The sequence below is a fragment of the Nocardia sp. NPDC058114 genome, assembly GCF_042884695.1.
In the GTDB taxonomy this organism is placed as follows: domain Bacteria; phylum Actinomycetota; class Actinomycetes; order Mycobacteriales; family Mycobacteriaceae; genus Nocardia.
The window spans coordinates 40,544-56,053 of record NZ_JBHVTK010000009.1; the positions used below are offsets into that span (position 1 = coordinate 40,544).

General features: G+C 68.4%; 14 protein-coding genes. 7 read left to right on the top strand and 7 right to left on the bottom strand.

Annotated features, from left to right (window positions below; translation table 11 throughout):
• Positions 1-146 precede the first annotated feature (146 nt).
• The 4 genes from ACFVVI_RS27730 (at position 147) to ACFVVI_RS27745 (ending at position 6,017) form a co-directional block, all read left to right on the top strand.
• A complete protein-coding gene (locus ACFVVI_RS27730) occupies positions 147-2,747 on the top strand; it encodes a bifunctional FO biosynthesis protein CofGH (RefSeq protein WP_378993339.1) in 2,601 nt (866 codons plus the stop codon).
• A gap of 108 nt (positions 2,748-2,855) precedes the next feature.
• Positions 2,856-3,179 carry a ferredoxin gene (gene fdxA, locus ACFVVI_RS27735; protein ID WP_056813450.1) on the top strand — a complete coding sequence of 108 codons (324 nt, stop codon included), beginning with the start codon at positions 2,856-2,858 and terminating at the stop codon, positions 3,177-3,179.
• A 35-nt stretch (positions 3,180-3,214) separates the two neighbouring features.
• Positions 3,215-4,300, top strand: a complete 1,086-nt coding sequence (gene dapC, locus ACFVVI_RS27740; protein ID WP_387447570.1) for a succinyldiaminopimelate transaminase — start codon at positions 3,215-3,217, stop codon at positions 4,298-4,300.
• A gap of 124 nt (positions 4,301-4,424) precedes the next feature.
• Positions 4,425-6,017, top strand: coding sequence for a serine/threonine-protein kinase (locus ACFVVI_RS27745; RefSeq protein ID WP_387447488.1), 1,593 nt, complete (start codon positions 4,425-4,427; stop codon positions 6,015-6,017).
• 32 nt (positions 6,018-6,049) lie between these two features.
• Here the strand turns inward: ACFVVI_RS27745 and ACFVVI_RS27750 are convergent, their stop codons facing one another.
• Together ACFVVI_RS27750 and ACFVVI_RS27755 are read right to left on the bottom strand one after the other, a co-directional pair.
• Positions 6,050-6,760: a hypothetical protein gene (locus ACFVVI_RS27750; protein WP_378993342.1), complete on the bottom strand. Its 711-nt coding sequence runs from the start codon at positions 6,758-6,760 to the stop codon at positions 6,050-6,052.
• A 92-nt stretch (positions 6,761-6,852) separates the two neighbouring features.
• Complete coding sequence (locus ACFVVI_RS27755) at positions 6,853-7,704, bottom strand: oxygenase MpaB family protein (protein ID WP_387447489.1); 852 nt, start codon at positions 7,702-7,704, stop codon at positions 6,853-6,855.
• A 122-nt stretch (positions 7,705-7,826) separates the two neighbouring features.
• Here ACFVVI_RS27755 and ACFVVI_RS27760 point away from each other — a divergent pair, with 122 nt between their 5' ends.
• Entirely contained in the window at positions 7,827-9,254 is a 1,428-nt protein-coding gene (locus ACFVVI_RS27760) for an acyl-CoA synthetase (RefSeq protein WP_387447490.1), read from the top strand.
• Positions 9,255-9,273: 19 nt separating this feature from the next.
• On the opposite strand, the gene ACFVVI_RS27765 is transcribed toward ACFVVI_RS27760, so the two are convergent.
• Positions 9,274-9,945, bottom strand: coding sequence for a molybdopterin-dependent oxidoreductase (locus tag ACFVVI_RS27765; RefSeq protein WP_387447491.1), 672 nt, complete (start codon positions 9,943-9,945; stop codon positions 9,274-9,276).
• Positions 9,946-10,098: 153 nt separating this feature from the next.
• Between ACFVVI_RS27765 and ACFVVI_RS27770 the strand changes: the two genes are divergently transcribed.
• Positions 10,099-10,488: a PPOX class F420-dependent oxidoreductase gene (locus ACFVVI_RS27770; RefSeq protein WP_387447492.1), complete on the top strand. Its 390-nt coding sequence runs from the start codon at positions 10,099-10,101 to the stop codon at positions 10,486-10,488.
• Here the strand turns inward: ACFVVI_RS27770 and sigJ are convergent.
• The 4 genes from sigJ to dapD form a co-directional block, all read right to left on the bottom strand.
• Complete coding sequence (gene sigJ, locus ACFVVI_RS27775; protein WP_378993349.1) at positions 10,463-11,341, bottom strand: RNA polymerase sigma factor SigJ; 879 nt, start codon at positions 11,339-11,341, stop codon at positions 10,463-10,465. The two genes, ACFVVI_RS27770 and sigJ, sit on opposite strands and share 26 nt — an antisense overlap.
• Entirely contained in the window at positions 11,338-12,417 is a 1,080-nt protein-coding gene (locus ACFVVI_RS27780; RefSeq protein ID WP_387447493.1) for an NAD(P)/FAD-dependent oxidoreductase, read from the bottom strand. Before ACFVVI_RS27780 ends, sigJ begins: the two co-directional genes overlap by 4 nt.
• Before the next feature lie 138 nt (positions 12,418-12,555).
• Entirely contained in the window at positions 12,556-13,140 is a 585-nt protein-coding gene (locus tag ACFVVI_RS27785) for a hypothetical protein (RefSeq protein ID WP_378652295.1), read from the bottom strand.
• Between the two features lie 204 nt (positions 13,141-13,344).
• Entirely contained in the window at positions 13,345-14,295 is a 951-nt protein-coding gene (gene dapD / locus ACFVVI_RS27790; RefSeq protein ID WP_378993352.1) for a 2,3,4,5-tetrahydropyridine-2,6-dicarboxylate N-succinyltransferase, read from the bottom strand.
• A 119-nt stretch (positions 14,296-14,414) separates the two neighbouring features.
• Between dapD and dapE the strand changes: the two genes are divergently transcribed.
• On the top strand, positions 14,415-15,509 hold the full coding sequence (dapE, locus tag ACFVVI_RS27795) for a succinyl-diaminopimelate desuccinylase (RefSeq protein ID WP_378993354.1): 1,095 nt from the start codon (positions 14,415-14,417) through the stop codon (positions 15,507-15,509).
• Position 15,510 lies beyond the last annotated feature (1 nt).

A 15,510-nucleotide genomic window follows, 5' to 3' on the forward strand; every position in this document is an offset into this window, starting at 1 on the left:
CCATGGTTCCATGCGCGTGCGACGGTTTCACCCCGTCGGGAATACGCGTGGTCACGGTGGAGGTTGTCGTCGGACAAGGACGACCACGCCGCGCCCGCCGTGGGCCCGTGACCTCACCGACCACACGTCCGGGGAAGAAGTAGCGCATGATCGACGGGGTGACCGATCTTCCGAAGCCGAGCGTTCCGATGTCGCCGCCGAGTCCCGCCGCGATGCGACGGGCCCTGCGCCGAGCCCGCGACGGCGTCACGTTGAACGTCGACGAGGCCACCGTCCTGCTGCATGCCACCGGCGACGACCTCGCCGATCTGTGCGCCAGCGCCGCCAGAGTCCGCGACGCGGGCCTGGAATCGGCGGGCCGCCCACGCACGATCAGCTATTCGCGCAATGTGTTCATCCCGCTCACCAAGCTGTGCCGGGACAAGTGCCATTACTGCACGTTCGTCACCGTGCCCGGCAAGCTGCGCGCCGAGGGCAAGGGCATGTTCCTCGAACCCGACGAGGTGCTCGAGATCGCCCGTCAGGGTGCCGCCCTGGGGTGCAAGGAAGCGCTGTTCACCCTGGGCGACCGGCCGGAGGACCGCTGGCCGGAGGCCGCGCAGTGGCTCGACGAGCGCGGCTACGACTCCACCCTCGACTATCTGCGCGCCGTCTCCATCCTCGTGCTGGAGGAGACCGGCCTGCTGCCGCATCTGAACCCCGGCGTGATGAGCTGGAACGAGATCTCCCGCCTCAAGCCTGTCGCCCAGTCCATGGGCATGATGCTCGAAACCACCGCCACCAGGCTGTTCACCGACAAGGGCGAATGCCACTACGGCAGCCCCGACAAGGATCCGGCGGTCCGGCTGCGCTCGATCACCGACGCGGGCAGGCTCTCGGTGCCCTACACCACCGGCATCCTGGTGGGCATCGGCGAGAATCTCACCGAACGCGCCGAGTCGATCATGGCGATCCGCAAGCAGCACAGGGAGTTCGGGCACATCCAGGAAGTGATCGTGCAGAACTTCCGCGCCAAGGACGACACCGCCATGCGCGATGTTCCCGATGCCGGCGTGGCGGAGTTCCTGGCGACCGTCGCGGTGACGAGATTGCTGCTGGGCCCCGATGTCCCGGTGCAAGCCCCGCCGAACCTGGTGTCGCACAGTGATTGCCGGGCGCTGATCGACGCCGGCATCGACGATTGGGGTGGGGTGTCGCCGGTGACGGTCGACCACGTCAACCCCGAACGCCCGTGGCCGAACCTGGACACCCTGCGCGAGATCACCGAGGCGGCCGGGTTCACCCTCGTCGAGCGCACCTCCGCGCACCCGAAATACGTTCGCGCGGGCCATCCGTGGATCGATCCCCGGATCGGCGCGCACGTCGACGCGCTCACCGACCCCGCGACGGGCCTGGCCAGGCCCGAGGCCGTGCCGGTCGGCCTGCCGTGGCAGGAACCCGACGAGTCATGGGATTCGGTCGGCCGCGTCGACCTGAACACCGCCATCGACACCGAGGGACGCAATACCGACAGCCGCAGCGATTCCGGGCTCGGTCAGGAAGTCGTCGGCGCGTTCGGCGACTGGGAGACGATTCGCGAACATGCCCGCGACCTGGCCGTCGTCGCGCCGGAGCGGCTCGATTCCGAGGTGCTCGACGCCCTGCGCGCCGCCGAGAAGGACCCGGCGGGTCTCACCGACGATCAGTACCTGGCCTTGGCCACCGCCGACGGCGCGAACATGGAAGCTGTTGCCGCACTGGCCGACTCGTTGCGACGCGAGGTCTCCGGCAACGAGGTCACCTACGTGGTGAACCGCAATATCAACTTCACCAATATCTGCTACACCGGCTGCCGCTTCTGCGCCTTCGCCCAGCGCAAGGGCGACGCGGACGCCTTCACCCTCAGTACCGACGAGGTCGCCGACCGCGCGTGGGAGGCCCATGTCGACGGCGCCACCGAGATCTGCATGCAGGGCGGCATCGACCCCGAACTCCCGGTCACCGGCTACGCCGACCTGGTCCGCGCCATCAAGGCGCGGGTGCCGTCGATGCACGTCCACGCGTTCAGCCCGATGGAGATCGTCAACGGCGCCTCGCGCGGGGGCCAGAGCATCCACGACTGGCTGTCGGCGCTGAAGGAAGCGGGATTGGGCTCGATCCCCGGAACGGCCGCCGAAATCCTCGACGACGAGGTCCGCTGGGTGCTCACCAAGGGCAAACTCCCCACCTCGGCCTGGATCGAGGTCATCACCACCGCGCACAAACTGGGCATCCCGTCGAGTTCGACGATGATGTACGGACATGTGGACAACCCGAAGCACTGGGTGGGCCACCTGCGGGTGCTGCGCGGCATCCAGGACGAGACGGGCGGCTTCACCGAGTTCGTCCCGCTCCCGTTCGTCCACCAGAGCGCACCGCTCTACCTCGCAGGCGCGGCCCGGCCCGGCCCCACCAACCGCGACAACCGCGCGGTCCACGCGCTGGCCCGGATCATGCTGCACGGCCGCATCCACAACATCCAGACCAGCTGGGTGAAACTGGGTACCCTCGGTACCCAGGCCATGCTCACCGGTGGCGCCAACGATCTGGGTGGCACGCTGATGGAGGAGACCATCTCCCGGATGGCCGGATCCCAGCACGGTTCGGCGAAAACCGTCGCCGAGCTCACCGAGATCGCGGCGGGCATCGACCGTCCGGTCCGCGAACGCACCACCACCTACGGAGTGGTCGAGGCCAAACCGGCACCGTTGCCATTGGCTATCGGATGATTGTCAGTGTGAGTTAGGGCAGGCTGACCTGGGAGTAATGTGGGCGGTCGGGATAGTGTTTCGTGGGCGGAGTAACCCCGCAGGTGAGGACAGACTAGGAGAACGGCAGTGCCGTACATCATCGCTGAACCGTGCGTTGACGTGAAGGACAAGGCGTGCATCGAGGAATGCCCCGTGGATTGCATCTACGAGGGTGGTCGCATGCTCTACATCCAACCCGACGAGTGCGTGGACTGTGGTGCGTGTGAGCCGGTCTGCCCCGTGGAGGCGATCTTCTACGAGGACGACACTCCGGATCAGTGGAGCGGTTACATCAACGCCAACGTCGACTTCTTCAACGAGCTGGGATCCCCCGGTGGCGCGACCAAGGTCGGTGTGGTCGATTTCGACCCCGCCTTCATCAAGGCGCTGCCCCCGATGGCCGAAGAGTGAGCGCAGGGGTGCCCACCCAGAGCCGGAAGGGCCGGGTGAGCGGCCTGCTGCCCGATTTTCCCTGGGACACCATCGCGGCGGTCAAACAGAAGGCGGCCACCCACCCCGGTGGCCTCGTCGATCTGTCCGTGGGTACACCGGTGGACCCGGTCGATCCGCTGATCCGCGCGGCCCTGGGCTCGGTGGCGGCCGTTCCCGGCTATCCGACCACGCACGGCACCCCTGAGCTGCGCTCCGCCGCTGTCGCCGCGTTGGCGCGCCGGTTCGGCGTCACCGGCGTCGACCCGGCGGCGGTGCTGCCGGTGCTCGGCACGAAAGAGCTCATCGCCGGGCTGCCGCGACTGCTCGGTGTCGGCGCCGACGATCTGGTGGTGATCCCCGAGATCGCCTATCCGACCTATGAGGTCGGCGCGCTGCTGGCGGGCGCGAAGCCTTGGCGCGCAGACGGTCTCACTCAGGTCGGCCCGCAGAATCCGGCGCTGATCTTCGTGAACTCGCCCTCGAACCCCACCGGCAAGGTGCTGCCCGTCGAGCACTTGCGCAAGGTGGTGGCGTTCGCGCGCGAGCGCGGCGCGATCGTCGCGTCCGACGAGTGCTACCTGGGCCTGACCTGGGAGGGCGAGGCCGTCTCGATCCTCGACCCGCGCGTCTGCGATGGTGACCACACCGGTCTGCTGGCCATCCATTCCCTGTCGAAGACCTCGAATCTGGCCAGCTACCGTGCCGGTTTCCTCGCCGGCGACCCGGAACTGGTGGCCGAACTGCTCGAGGTGCGCAAGCACTCCGGCATGATCATGCCGTTCCCGATCCAGGCCGCGATGACCGCCGCGCTCAGCGACGACGTGCACGAGGCCGAGCAGCGTGAGCGTTACCGCGCCCGTCGCGAGATCCTGCGAAAAGCTTTGACGCAGGCGGGTTTCCGTATCGACTTCTCCGAAGCCGGTCTGTACCTGTGGGTTACCCGCGGCGAGCCCTGCCGCGTCACCCTGGACTGGCTCGCCGAACGCGGAATCCTCGCCGCTCCCGGCGATTTCTACGGTCCCCGTTCGCCCGAGCACGTGCGTATCGCCCTCACCGCCACCGACGAACGCATCGCCGAAGCGGCCGCACGCCTGTCCTGAACACCGTCTCCGCACGAACCGCTGGGTAGATCGCGCCCAGCGGTTCGCGCTGTCCCCGGCGGCCGATATCGTGTGGAGCACAGGGGCGGTAGCTGTCCTGCACAAGATCGAGAGGCACAGCGGAATGCGCGGGGTGGAGTTCAGTGCGGGCACGGTCTTCGCGGGGTACCGGATCGACCGGCTGCTGGGCCGGGGCGGAATGGGCACCGTGTACCTCGCGGCGCATCCGCGCCTGCCTCGGCAGGTGGCGCTGAAACTGCTCGATCGCGAACTGTATTCCGACGACGAGGTCCGTGGGCGGTTCGAGCGGGAGGCGGACGTGTCCGCCCATCTCGATCATCCCGGCATCGTCTCGGTGCTCGACCGTGGCGTCGAAGACGGCCTGATGTGGATCTCCATGCAGTACGTCGACGGCCGCGACGCCTCGGTGTTCCGTGGCGAGCCGCTTGATCCGGCGCGGGCGATCGGGATCATCGCGCAGACCGCCGAGGCACTGGACTACGCCCATGATCGCGGTGTGCTGCACCGAGATGTGAAGCCCGCCAACATCTTGCTGGCCCCCAGCCGCTCCGGCGACCGTGTCCTGCTCACCGATTTCGGTATCGCGCGGCTGCGCGGCGACGCCCGCCAGCTCACCCGCACCGGAGCCTTTCTCGCCACCCTCGCCTACGCGTCGCCCGAACAACTCTCGGGCGCCCCGGTCGACCACCGCTGCGACCAGTACTCGCTCGGCTGCACTCTGTTCACGCTGCTCACCGGCCAAAGCCCCTTTCCCGCGGACAATCCCGGGGCGGTGGTCGCCGCCCACCTCACCAAGCCGGTGCCGCGCGCGTCCGCGATGATCGACGACCTGCCGCCCGGAATCGACGCGGTCATCGCGCGGGTCATGGCGAAGGAACCTGCCGAAAGATTCGACAGCTGTGTGGAATTCGCGCAGGCGGCGACGGCGGCGCTGGTCCACACCGATCTCGTGTCGCCGGGTGTCGGCAGTTTCGGGCCGTCGCAAGCGCCTCGCCCTTCCGGTCGGAAAGTGTGGTCTGCGGATCCTGCGGCGAATTCGCTGAACCCGACTCTGGTGAGTTCACCGTCTGCCTCCGTGCCGCAGCAGGCCGTAGATCGCGGCGGGGCGCAGGTCGGCCGTGCGCGGCCACAGCGGGCGGTTTCCTCGCGGTGGCGCGTACTCGCGGTGAGTCTGCTCGTGCTGGCGATGGTCGCCGGGGTCGGGGTGATCGGCGTCGGTGCGATCTATTGGAAGTTCTTGCGCCCGAATCGAGTTCCGCCGCCGCCCACCTGGGGTGCGCACGCGTCGGTGGCCTCGGGATTCACCGACTTGATCCCGTCGGGACCCGCCGGGCGCGGCTGGCGGGAGGCGAACTGTTCGGCGACTCCGTCGCTGGTCGTGCTGCCGGGCGACCCGGCGCCGCTCCAGCAGATCACCTGCACGGACACCGACGGTCTCATCGCGTGGTACACCGAGTACCCCTCCGCCGCCGACGCCGATGCCTACCTGCTGCGGCACACCACCGAGGACCTCACGCGCGAACTGCACCACACCAGCCTCGCCGCCTACCGGCCACGCGACCCCGCCGCACCGTTCACTCTCGCGGCGAGGGAGCGCGGCAACGTCTTCAGCGCGAACTCGGTGGTGGAGGTGTCATGGCCGGGCCACACCTTCGAGGAGACCCGCGACGACTGGTGGCAGCAAGCCCCGTTCTGATGCGGGCGGTGCTGTCGCACCATGAACTGCTGTCAGTACGCCCCGGCCAGCCGAAGGATCAGCGCGGGCAGGGCGTCGAGCACATCGGCGGACTGGTCGGCCGGGGTGCCGTAGGTGTGCGCGGCGACCGAGAAGCTGGGCCCGAAGGATGCGGAGGCCACCTCGGGGGCGCCCACATCCGACCATCCCCACTTGCTGCCGTGTACGCCGGGCAGCTGGGCGGTGCCCCAGTTCTGGGGAGTGCCGTCGGCGGCGGTGTTGCTCGCGCCCGCCATCCACTCGAAGATCGGCGAACCCGGGTCGGTGCGCTGCTTGGCGGCCAGGAAGTCGGTGATGTCGGCGGTGCTGGTGCTCGACCGGCCCCAGTCGGCGGTGCCGTGCGTCCCGCGCAATCCGTATTCGCCCGCGGTCGCTTCGATCGCTTGCGGATATTTGCCGGCGAGTTGGGTGGCGGCGCCGTCGTCGGAGTCACGGATCATCCGTTCCGACAGCGCGCGGTCCTGCGGCGAACCGTCGCCGTGGCGCAGCGCGTAATCGGCGATGTAGAGCTTCGACATCGACAGCGCCGCCCGCGATTCGTGCTCGTTGGCGGTGCCCCAGGCGAATCCGCCCGGCATCCGCAGCGACATGGCGGTTCGCGGCGGCACCGTCGCCGGGTCCTCGTCGGCGTGGGCGGCGGGCGCGGCCGCCATGAGGCCGACGGCGACCGCCGCCGCACACCATGTCACTGTCCGAATGCTCACGAACGTCCTCCGATTCCGCGCGACGCGTTGCGATCGTGGGGAATGAAACCCGAACGCCGCAGGTCGGCGTGGGAGGCGCGCGGCAATGCCGATCAGATCAGCGGCTTGCCGCGCCGGTTGCGGCGGCGCATGTCGACGAGGGCGACGTTGAAGGGGAAGTTGCGCAGGGGACGTGGCAGGCGGCCCGTCACCGTGCCGGTGGTGCGCATCAGGCGGTTGAGTTTGCGCTCGTCGGCGGGGCTCCACGACAGGCCGAGTTCGTCTCGGAGGTGTTGGGGGAGTAGGCCGGTGGTGAACCAGCGGTGGAAGCGGGCGAAGGGCAGGCGCAGGGGCGGGCTCACCATCTTCAGGTCGAGCAGGTCGTCGAAGTAGGCCTTGATCCTGGTGTCGATGCTGGTGAGCTTCAGATGCTCGGACCAGTAGGCATCGAACGCGGCGCGATCGGCCGGCCACATCTCGCGGGGCACCTGGAGGGTGGTGCCGAGGTAGTGGGCGTAGTCGTAGAAGGTGTCGGCGACGGCGTCGTCGACGGGGCCGTAGAGGCGACGCATCACGTCGACCGAGCCCCAGTACAGGCACGCGGCCACCCACAGCTGCAAGTTCTTGTCGAAGGCGTTGTACTTCACGGGGCTGTCGGCGGTGGAGTGAACGTGGCGGTGTGCGCCGTTGATGGCGGTGCGGAAGGCCTCGCGGTCCGCGTCGGTGCCCATCAGCGCCACCGACAGGTAGGTGAGCGTGGTTCGGGTGCGCTTCACCGGGTGCTTCATGATGCTGCCGCTGTGCACCGTCGATTCGGCGACGCCGTAGCCGACGGGGGCCAGGCTGAGCTGCATGATCACATTGGCGGTCGCGCCGTAGAAGGCCGCGGAACCGTTGACGTAGTCGCGGATGTCGAAGGGCGCCGGTTCGGACCGCTGCGAACGCGAGCGCGACAGGATGGTCATCGTTGACCCCGTTTTCGTCGAAGAGAGCGTGAGAGACTTATACATTTAATGTCTCACCACGGTGTCGGAGTGTCAACGACGGCGGCGGCACCCACCGAATCGCGTCACGTTAGCGTTGACGGATGCCCTATGGTCCGCCGCTGCTGCTCGCCTCGCTGAATCCGGCCGCCGTCGCCGCCGGGGATGACATTCCCGACGCCGTCACCATCGATGATGCCACCGTCTCGCGCAGCGATCTGCTGGGTTCGGCAACATCGGTGGCGGAACGCATCGCTCGCGCCGACCGGGTCGCGGTGCTGGCCGAACCCACTCTGCGAACCGTGATCGCCGTGGTCGGCTGCCTGATCGCAGGGGTGACCGTGGTTCCGGTGCCGCCGGACTCGGGCGCCGCCGAACGCGAGCACATCCTGCGCGATTCGGGTGCGCAGGCCTGGCTCGGCCCGGCGCCGGAGGGCACGGACCTGCCGGTGGTACCGGTGCGGCTGCACGCACGGTCGTGGCACACCTATCCCGAACCGGATCCGGCCGCGATCGCCTTCATCCTCTACACCTCGGGAACCACCGGTGCGCCCAAGGGCGTGATGCTCAGCCGCGGCGCGATCGCCGCCGGGCTCGACGCGCTGGCCGAGGCGTGGGCGTGGACGTGGAAAGACACACTGGTGCACGGGCTTCCGCTGTTCCACGTGCACGGGCTGATCCTCGGGCTGCTCGGGCCGCTGCGGGTCGGCAGTCCGGTGATCCACACCGGTAAGCCGACGCCGGAGGCCTACGCGGCCGCGGGTGGCAGTCTGTATTTCGGGGTGCCGACGGTGTGGTCACGCGTGGTCGAGCGGCCCGAACTGGCCAAGGAGCTGAGTAGGGCGCGGCTGCTCGTCTCGGGCAGCGCGCCGCTGCCGGTGCCGGTGTTCGAGAAGCTGGCCGAGCTCACCGGGCAGGCGCCGGTGGAGCGGTACGGGATGAGCGAAACCATGATCACGCTGTCCACCCGGGCCGACGGTGAGCGCAGGCCCGGCTGGGTCGGCACGCCGGTGCGCGGGGTGCAGACCAGGCTGCGCGACGAAGCGGGCGAGCCCGTTCCGCACGACGGCGCGAGCATCGGCGGCCTGCAGGTGCGCGGACCGATGCTGTTCGGCGGGTATCTGAACCGGCCGGAGGCCACCGCGCGGGACTGGACCGAGGACGGGTGGTTCCGCACCGGCGATGTGGCCGTCATCGATGCCGACGGGTTCCATCGCATCGTCGGGCGCGAGTCGATCGACCTCATCAAATCCGGTGGTTACCGCATCGGCGCGGGGGAGATCGAGACCGCGCTGCTCGGGCATCCGGCGGTCGTCGAGGTCGCCGTGGTCGGGCTGCCCGACGACGACCTCGGGCAGCGGATCGTGGCCTTCGTCGTCGCGCGCGACGGGAGTTCCGACGCGCTCGGCGTCGAGCTCACCGCCTATGTGGGCGAACAGCTTTCGGCCCACAAGCGCCCACGGGAGGTTCGCTTCGTCGACGCGCTCCCGCGCAACGCGATGGGCAAGGTGCAGAAGAAGCTGCTCGACTGAGGCTGTCCGGCACCGGGATTCACGCAGTTCGTTCGGCACTTCCGCGAGCGCTCATCCGGCGGATCGGCCCGATCAACGCGTGATAGATCGGCCGGACCACCCTGCCCGGCAGGTATCGATGGCGCTCTTCCGCCCAGACGCGCGCCCTGCGGTGCCCCGCGAGCGGTGACCACTTGTCCGGGTCGACGGGCTGCGCGGTGTGGAATTCGATGCGGCACAGGTGTTTCGTGTTGACGAACCCGTACTGGCCAGGACTCACCAGCCGGATCGGCGCGCCGTGGTCGCTGGTGAGTGGCTGTCCGTCGAGTCGGTCGGCGATGAGCACGTCATCGGCCATGGCGTCGGCGAGTAGCGCGACCGATCGATAACCGTCGAGCCCTTCGAAGACGACATGGCTGATCGAGCTACCCGGCGCGAGCAGCGGTTCGACGCGCGTGCGATAGAGCGTGGCGAACGGGACGCCCGCCCAGCGCAGGTCGGTGGCGGACCAGCCGGCCACGCAGTGGAAGTCGGCCCGCACCTGCACGCGCGGTAGCTCGGCGAGGTCCGCCGGGGTGAGCGTGAGCGGTTCCGTCAGCGGCCCGCCGATCTCGATCACCGGGTTCGCGGGAATCGGCGGCGGTGGGTGATGGAGATGTGTGCCGAAACGGGGGAAGCCGTCGATCGCGCGTTGACCAGGGGGAAGTGTCATGTCGAACCTCCAGTTATACGGTGCCGTATATTTGACAGCCTAGCGCGCGGACCCTGTGAGGTCGAGGGGTGAGGCCCGCTCGCGGCTGTGTGCTCGCCCCCTCCCCCCGGCGACCCTTGACCTAGACCGCACTCGAGGTTTTAGCGTCGGTGCATGAGCGCAACGCTGACATCGGAACACCTCGCTTACCTGTCGACCCAGCAGCTCGGGCGTCTGGCGACGGTCCGCCGCGACGGCACCCCGCAGAACAATCCGGTCGGCTTCCGCTACAACGCCGAACTCGGCACCATCGACATCGCGGGCTGGAACCTGGCCGCCTCCAAGAAGTTCCGCAATCTCGCCGACAACGCACAGGTGGCCTTCGTCGTCGACGACATCGCCTCGGTGCGCCCGTGGCGGGTGCGCTGCCTCGAGATCCGCGGCACCGCCGAGGCGCTGACCGGGGTCGAGTCCTACCTCGGTGATCAGTCCGACGCGCTCATCCGGATCCACCCCGACCGGGTGATCGCCTTCGGCCTCAGTCCGGAACCCGCACAGCACTGAGCTTTTCGGGGTTGCGCATGGAGTAGATCGCGGTGACCCGGCCGTTGGTGACCTCGATGGAAGTCACCTGGTCGAGCACGCCGTCGACGGTCGCCAGGATCGTGGGCATCGCGTTGTAGATGCCGAGGTGCGCGCCCAGGACACCGAGCCGCTGTCCCTTGGCGAGCAAGCCGATGACCAGCCTGGCCACCTTGTCCTGGCCGTGTACCGGCCTGCGCACCGCGTTCACCACACCACCGCCGTCGCCGAGGAACACCACCTCGGGAGCGAGTACGTCCATCAGCGCTTGCACATTGCCGGTGGCGGCCGCGATCGAGAACTTCTCGACCACCGACTGGGCCTGCGCGGGAGTGGCGACGGCGGTGTGGCGTGCGGCGTGCACCCGGTTGCGGGCGCGCTGATTCAGCTGTCGCACAGCGGCTTCGGATTTGTCCACCGCCGCCGCGATCTCCGGATAATCGAACGCGAACACCTCGCGCAGCACGAACACCGCCCGCTGCACCGGCGTGAGCGTTTCCAGCACGAGCAGCATCGCGGTGGTCACAGCCTCGCCGGTCAGCACGTGCTCGACCCCGCCGTCCGCCTCGGTGGCCAGGGGTTCGGGCAGCCACGGCCCGATGTACTCCTCGCGTCTGCGGGCGGTGGAGCGCAGCACCCCCAGCGCCTGCCGGGTGACGATCTGTGCGAGGTAGGCGCGCGGATTGTCGACCAGGGTGCGGTCGACCTCGCACCAGCGCAGGTAGCTGTCGTGCAGGACGTCCTCGGTGTCGACCACCGAGCCCAGGATCTCGTAGGCGATCGAGAACAGCAGCCGCCGGTTCTCGGTGAAGGTGTCGACGTGTGCCCGGATCACCGTTTCGGGCCGTTGATCCACACGCTGTTGCCGGTGCGGGAGGCGTAGGCGGCATAGCGGCTGATGCGTTCCTTGGTGAACGCCGCGACGGGTCCGCTGACGTAGAGCCGCTGGGCGGTGTCTCGGCGGTCGGTCGTCTGCAGCACTCCGTCGCGCCTGCCCAGGCTCATGCCCTGCCCGCCGTAGCCCATCGAAAATGGCTGCGGTTCCCGTCCTTTGATCATCCTGGCCAGCGTATCGGCCGCGTGTGCGCCCTGGGGAGCCGCGGTGGCGCAGGCCATGCGCATACCGGGGACGGCGGCGCAGTCGCCGACGACGAAGACACGCGGGTCGGTGACGCTGCGCAAGGAAGCGTCGACCAGGGCTCGGCCGTCGACGTCCACCGCGAGTCCGCTGCGGGCGGCCAGTTCGGGCACCGCGGAGATGATCGCCCAGAGGGTGAGGTCGGAACGCAGTTCGGTGCCCGAGTCGAGTCGCAGGGTCGTCCCGTCGATCTCGGCGATCTGGTCGGCCACGATCTCCACGTTCAACCGGGCCAGTGTGGTGCGGATGTGCCGCTGCGCACCGGCCGACAGCGCGGCGGCGACGGTCCCGCTCACCAATCGGACGCGCAGGTCGGGCCGGGCTTCGGCGACCTCGGCCGTGGTCTCGATCCCGGTCAGCCCACCCCCGATCACCGTGACGATCCCGCCGGACGGCAGCGCCTCGAGCGCGATTCGTGCCTGCTCGGCACCTTCCCATGTGCCGACCGGGATCGCGCCGGGTAGCGGGTTCGCGATGCTGCCCGCCGCGAGGACGGCGTGATCGAAGTCCAGGCTCCGGCTGTCGTCGAGGGTGACGACACCGTCGCCGATCTTGTCCACGCTCGCGGTCTCGATCGCGATCGGGTCCCTGAGCATCTCGGTGAGCGGCCGGGCCGCGGTCCCGCTGCCCGCGAGCTGTTCGTGCAATCGCACCCGCTCGATGAAGACGCCGCGCGGATTGATCACGGTGATGCGGGCATCGGGGGCCTTGCGCTGCAGCCGGTTCGCCGCGACAGTACCCGCGTATCCTGCGCCGATAACCACGATGTTCATCTGTGCCTCCTGCCATGGGAACTGTGTGCTCAACCATGGGATGCGGCGAGGCCCTCGTTTGTGACAGTGATCCGCATCACGGCGAAAAGGCCCCGTACTCCGCAGAAGTACGAGGCCTTTCGCTATCGCGAGGTCAGATCAGGGCTGACCGGTCGCGAACGCGATCACGGCATCCAGGAATTCCTGGCCACCCATCACGTAGCCGCCGATGACCATGCCCGCCGGGATGGTGAACAGCCACAGGAACGGGAAGAACGCGCCGATGACGCCGCCGATGACGACGCCGGGCAGGTTCTTGTTGACCTGCTCCATGAGCCGGTCGTAGGAGCTGATGTCCTTCAGTTCCGCGATGTTGCTCAGTTTCGCGGAATCCTCGGGCGCCATGGTCGAGGTCAGCTTGACGGTGCGGCCGTCCTCGCTGATCTGCTGGTTCACGGCGATCGGCAGGCCCGCGACCTCGGAGCGCAGCGGCGCCTGGTCGACGATCGCGCCGTCGGTGGCCTTCAGCAGCACCGAGGCGCCGTCGGCGGCGAGCTCGAACTTGCCGCTGTCGACCGCCCAGGTGACGGTCTTGTCAGCGGGCGAGACCGTGGTCTGGTAGTTGATTCCGTGCGTCACGCCAGAAGTCACGCCCCCCGAAGCCACTACAGCGGGCTGCTCGGTGGCCACCGCGGGCGCACCGTGAGCAGTGGCCGCGGTAATCCCCACCGCAGCGACTGCCATGAAAACAGCAGTAGTGATCTTTCCGAACTTCATTCTTGTAATCCCTCCGCTTTTTCGCCGTCCTGATCGGACCAGCGAAACGAAGGTTAGCGTGCGAAATTGCTTGTCGCACATTCGGGTTCATCGTCATGAAACCGCAATATTTGCTGAATTGTTTCTGGTTCCGCGAATTGCCGGGCCGCTCGGCCCGGCAATTCGAGGAGATCAATCGTTGGCGTGCAATGCGGCGTTCAGTTCGACGCCGGTGCCCTTACGCGGCACGACCTCGACGGCGCCGGTGGTGGAATTGCGACGGAACAGCAGATTGTCCTGACCCGACAGGCTCGCGGCCTTGACGACGGTGCCGTCGGGTCCGGTGACCTTGGTGCCCGCGGTGACGTAGAGGCCGGCCTCGATCACGCAATCGTTGCCGAGGGAGATGCCGACACCCGCGTTGGCGCCGAGCAGCGAACGCTCGCCGACCGAGATGACCTGGGTGCCGCCGCCGGACAGGGTGCCCATGATGGAGGCGCCGCCGCCCACATCGGAGCCGTCGCCGACCACGACGCCCGCCGAGATACGGCCCTCGACCATCGAGTTGCCGAGGGTGCCCGCGTTGAAGTTGACGAAGCCCTCGTGCATGACGGTGGTGCCCGCGGCCAGGTGCGCGCCGAGCCGAACCCGGTCGGCGTCGCCGATGCGTACACCGGCGGGGACCACGTAGTCGACCAGGCGCGGGAACTTGTCGACGCTGAGTACCGTCACCGGGCCGCGGGCGCGCAGCTTCAGGCGCGTCTGCTCGAAGCCGTCGACCGCGCACGGGCCGTGGTTGGTCCACACGACATTGCTGAGCAGGCCGAACTGGCCGTCGAGGTTCAGGCCGTGCGGTCGCACGAGGCGGTGCGAGAGCAGATGCAGACGCAGGTAGACCTCATGCGCGTCGACCGGGGCGGCCGACAGGTCCGCGATCGTGGTGCGCACCGCGATCACCTCGACCCCACGCGCCGCGTCCACGCCGAGGAGTTCGGCGAACTCGGGCACGTCGGCGGCGTCGAGGCGCTGGGAGCCGGTCTCGGTGAACTCGCCCAGCGCGGGGCTGGGGTACCAGGTATCGAGGACGGTTCCGTCCGAGGTCACATTGGCGATACCGACTGCAGTTGCTCCCTGAATACTCACGGAGGCCATTTTGCCCGTTGCGGCCGGTGCGGTGTGCCGCGGGCCCTGTGCGTTCGACCACGCGGTCTGCTTCGCCCGGATCTCCGGGATCGGGGCGCACCCGTACTACTGTCGAAGATGTGACTCTCGATTTGCGTGCCGACCCGATCAAGTTGACCGCCGCCCTCGTCGACGTGCCGAGTGTGTCGCGTGACGAGGCCAAGATCGCGGATCTGGTCGAGCAGGCGTTACGGGAGCAGACCGCCGGGTTCGAGATTCTGCGGCACGGAAACGTGGTGCTGGCGCGCACGCGGCGCGGGCTGCCGACGCGGGTGATCCTGGCGGGTCATCTGGATACCGTGCCGATCGCGGACAATGTGCCGAGCCGACCCGACGAAGTCGACGGTGAAGCGGTGCTGTTCGGTTGTGGCACAGTCGATATGAAGTCCGGCGATGCGGTATTCCTGCACCTGGCCGCCACGATCGCCGATCCGGCCCATGATTTGACGCTGATCTTCTACGACGGCGAGGAGATCGCCGCGGAGTTCAACGGCCTCGGGCACATCGAGCGGGAATTGCCGGAATGGCTCGAAGGCGATCTGGCGATTCTCGGTGAGCCCTCGGCGGGTTGGATCGAGGCAGGCTGCCAGGGCACGTTGCGGGTGCGCTTGACCACCGCGGGTGTGCGCGCGCATTCGGCGCGAGCGTGGCTGGGGGAGAACGCGATTCATGGTCTCGCGCCCGTGCTGGCGCGGTTGTCGGCCTACGAGGCGCGCGAAGTCGATATCGACGGTTGCGTGTACCGCGAGGGGCTGTCGGCCGTGCGGGTCTCGGGTGGGGTCGCGGGCAATGTGGTGCCCGATGTCGCCGAGGTGGATGTGAACTTCCGTTTCGCCCCCGATCGCAGCGTCGAGCAGGCCGTCGCGCATGTCCGCGAGGTCTTCGACGGACTCGATGTCGCCTTCGAGGTCACCGATTCCTCGCCCGGCGCCCTGCCCGGCCTGACCGCACCGGCCGCTCGCACCCTCATCGACTCCGTCAACGCGCACGGCGGGGGCGGCGTGCGCGCCAAGTACGGCTGGACCGACGTGTCCCGCTTCGCCGCCCGCGGTATCCCCGCCGTCAACTTCGGCCCCGGCGATCCCAACCTGGCCCACAAACGTGACGAGCACGTCCCGCTCAGCCAGATCACCGCCGTCACCGCGATGCTGCGGACCTACCTGTCGAAGCCCTAGC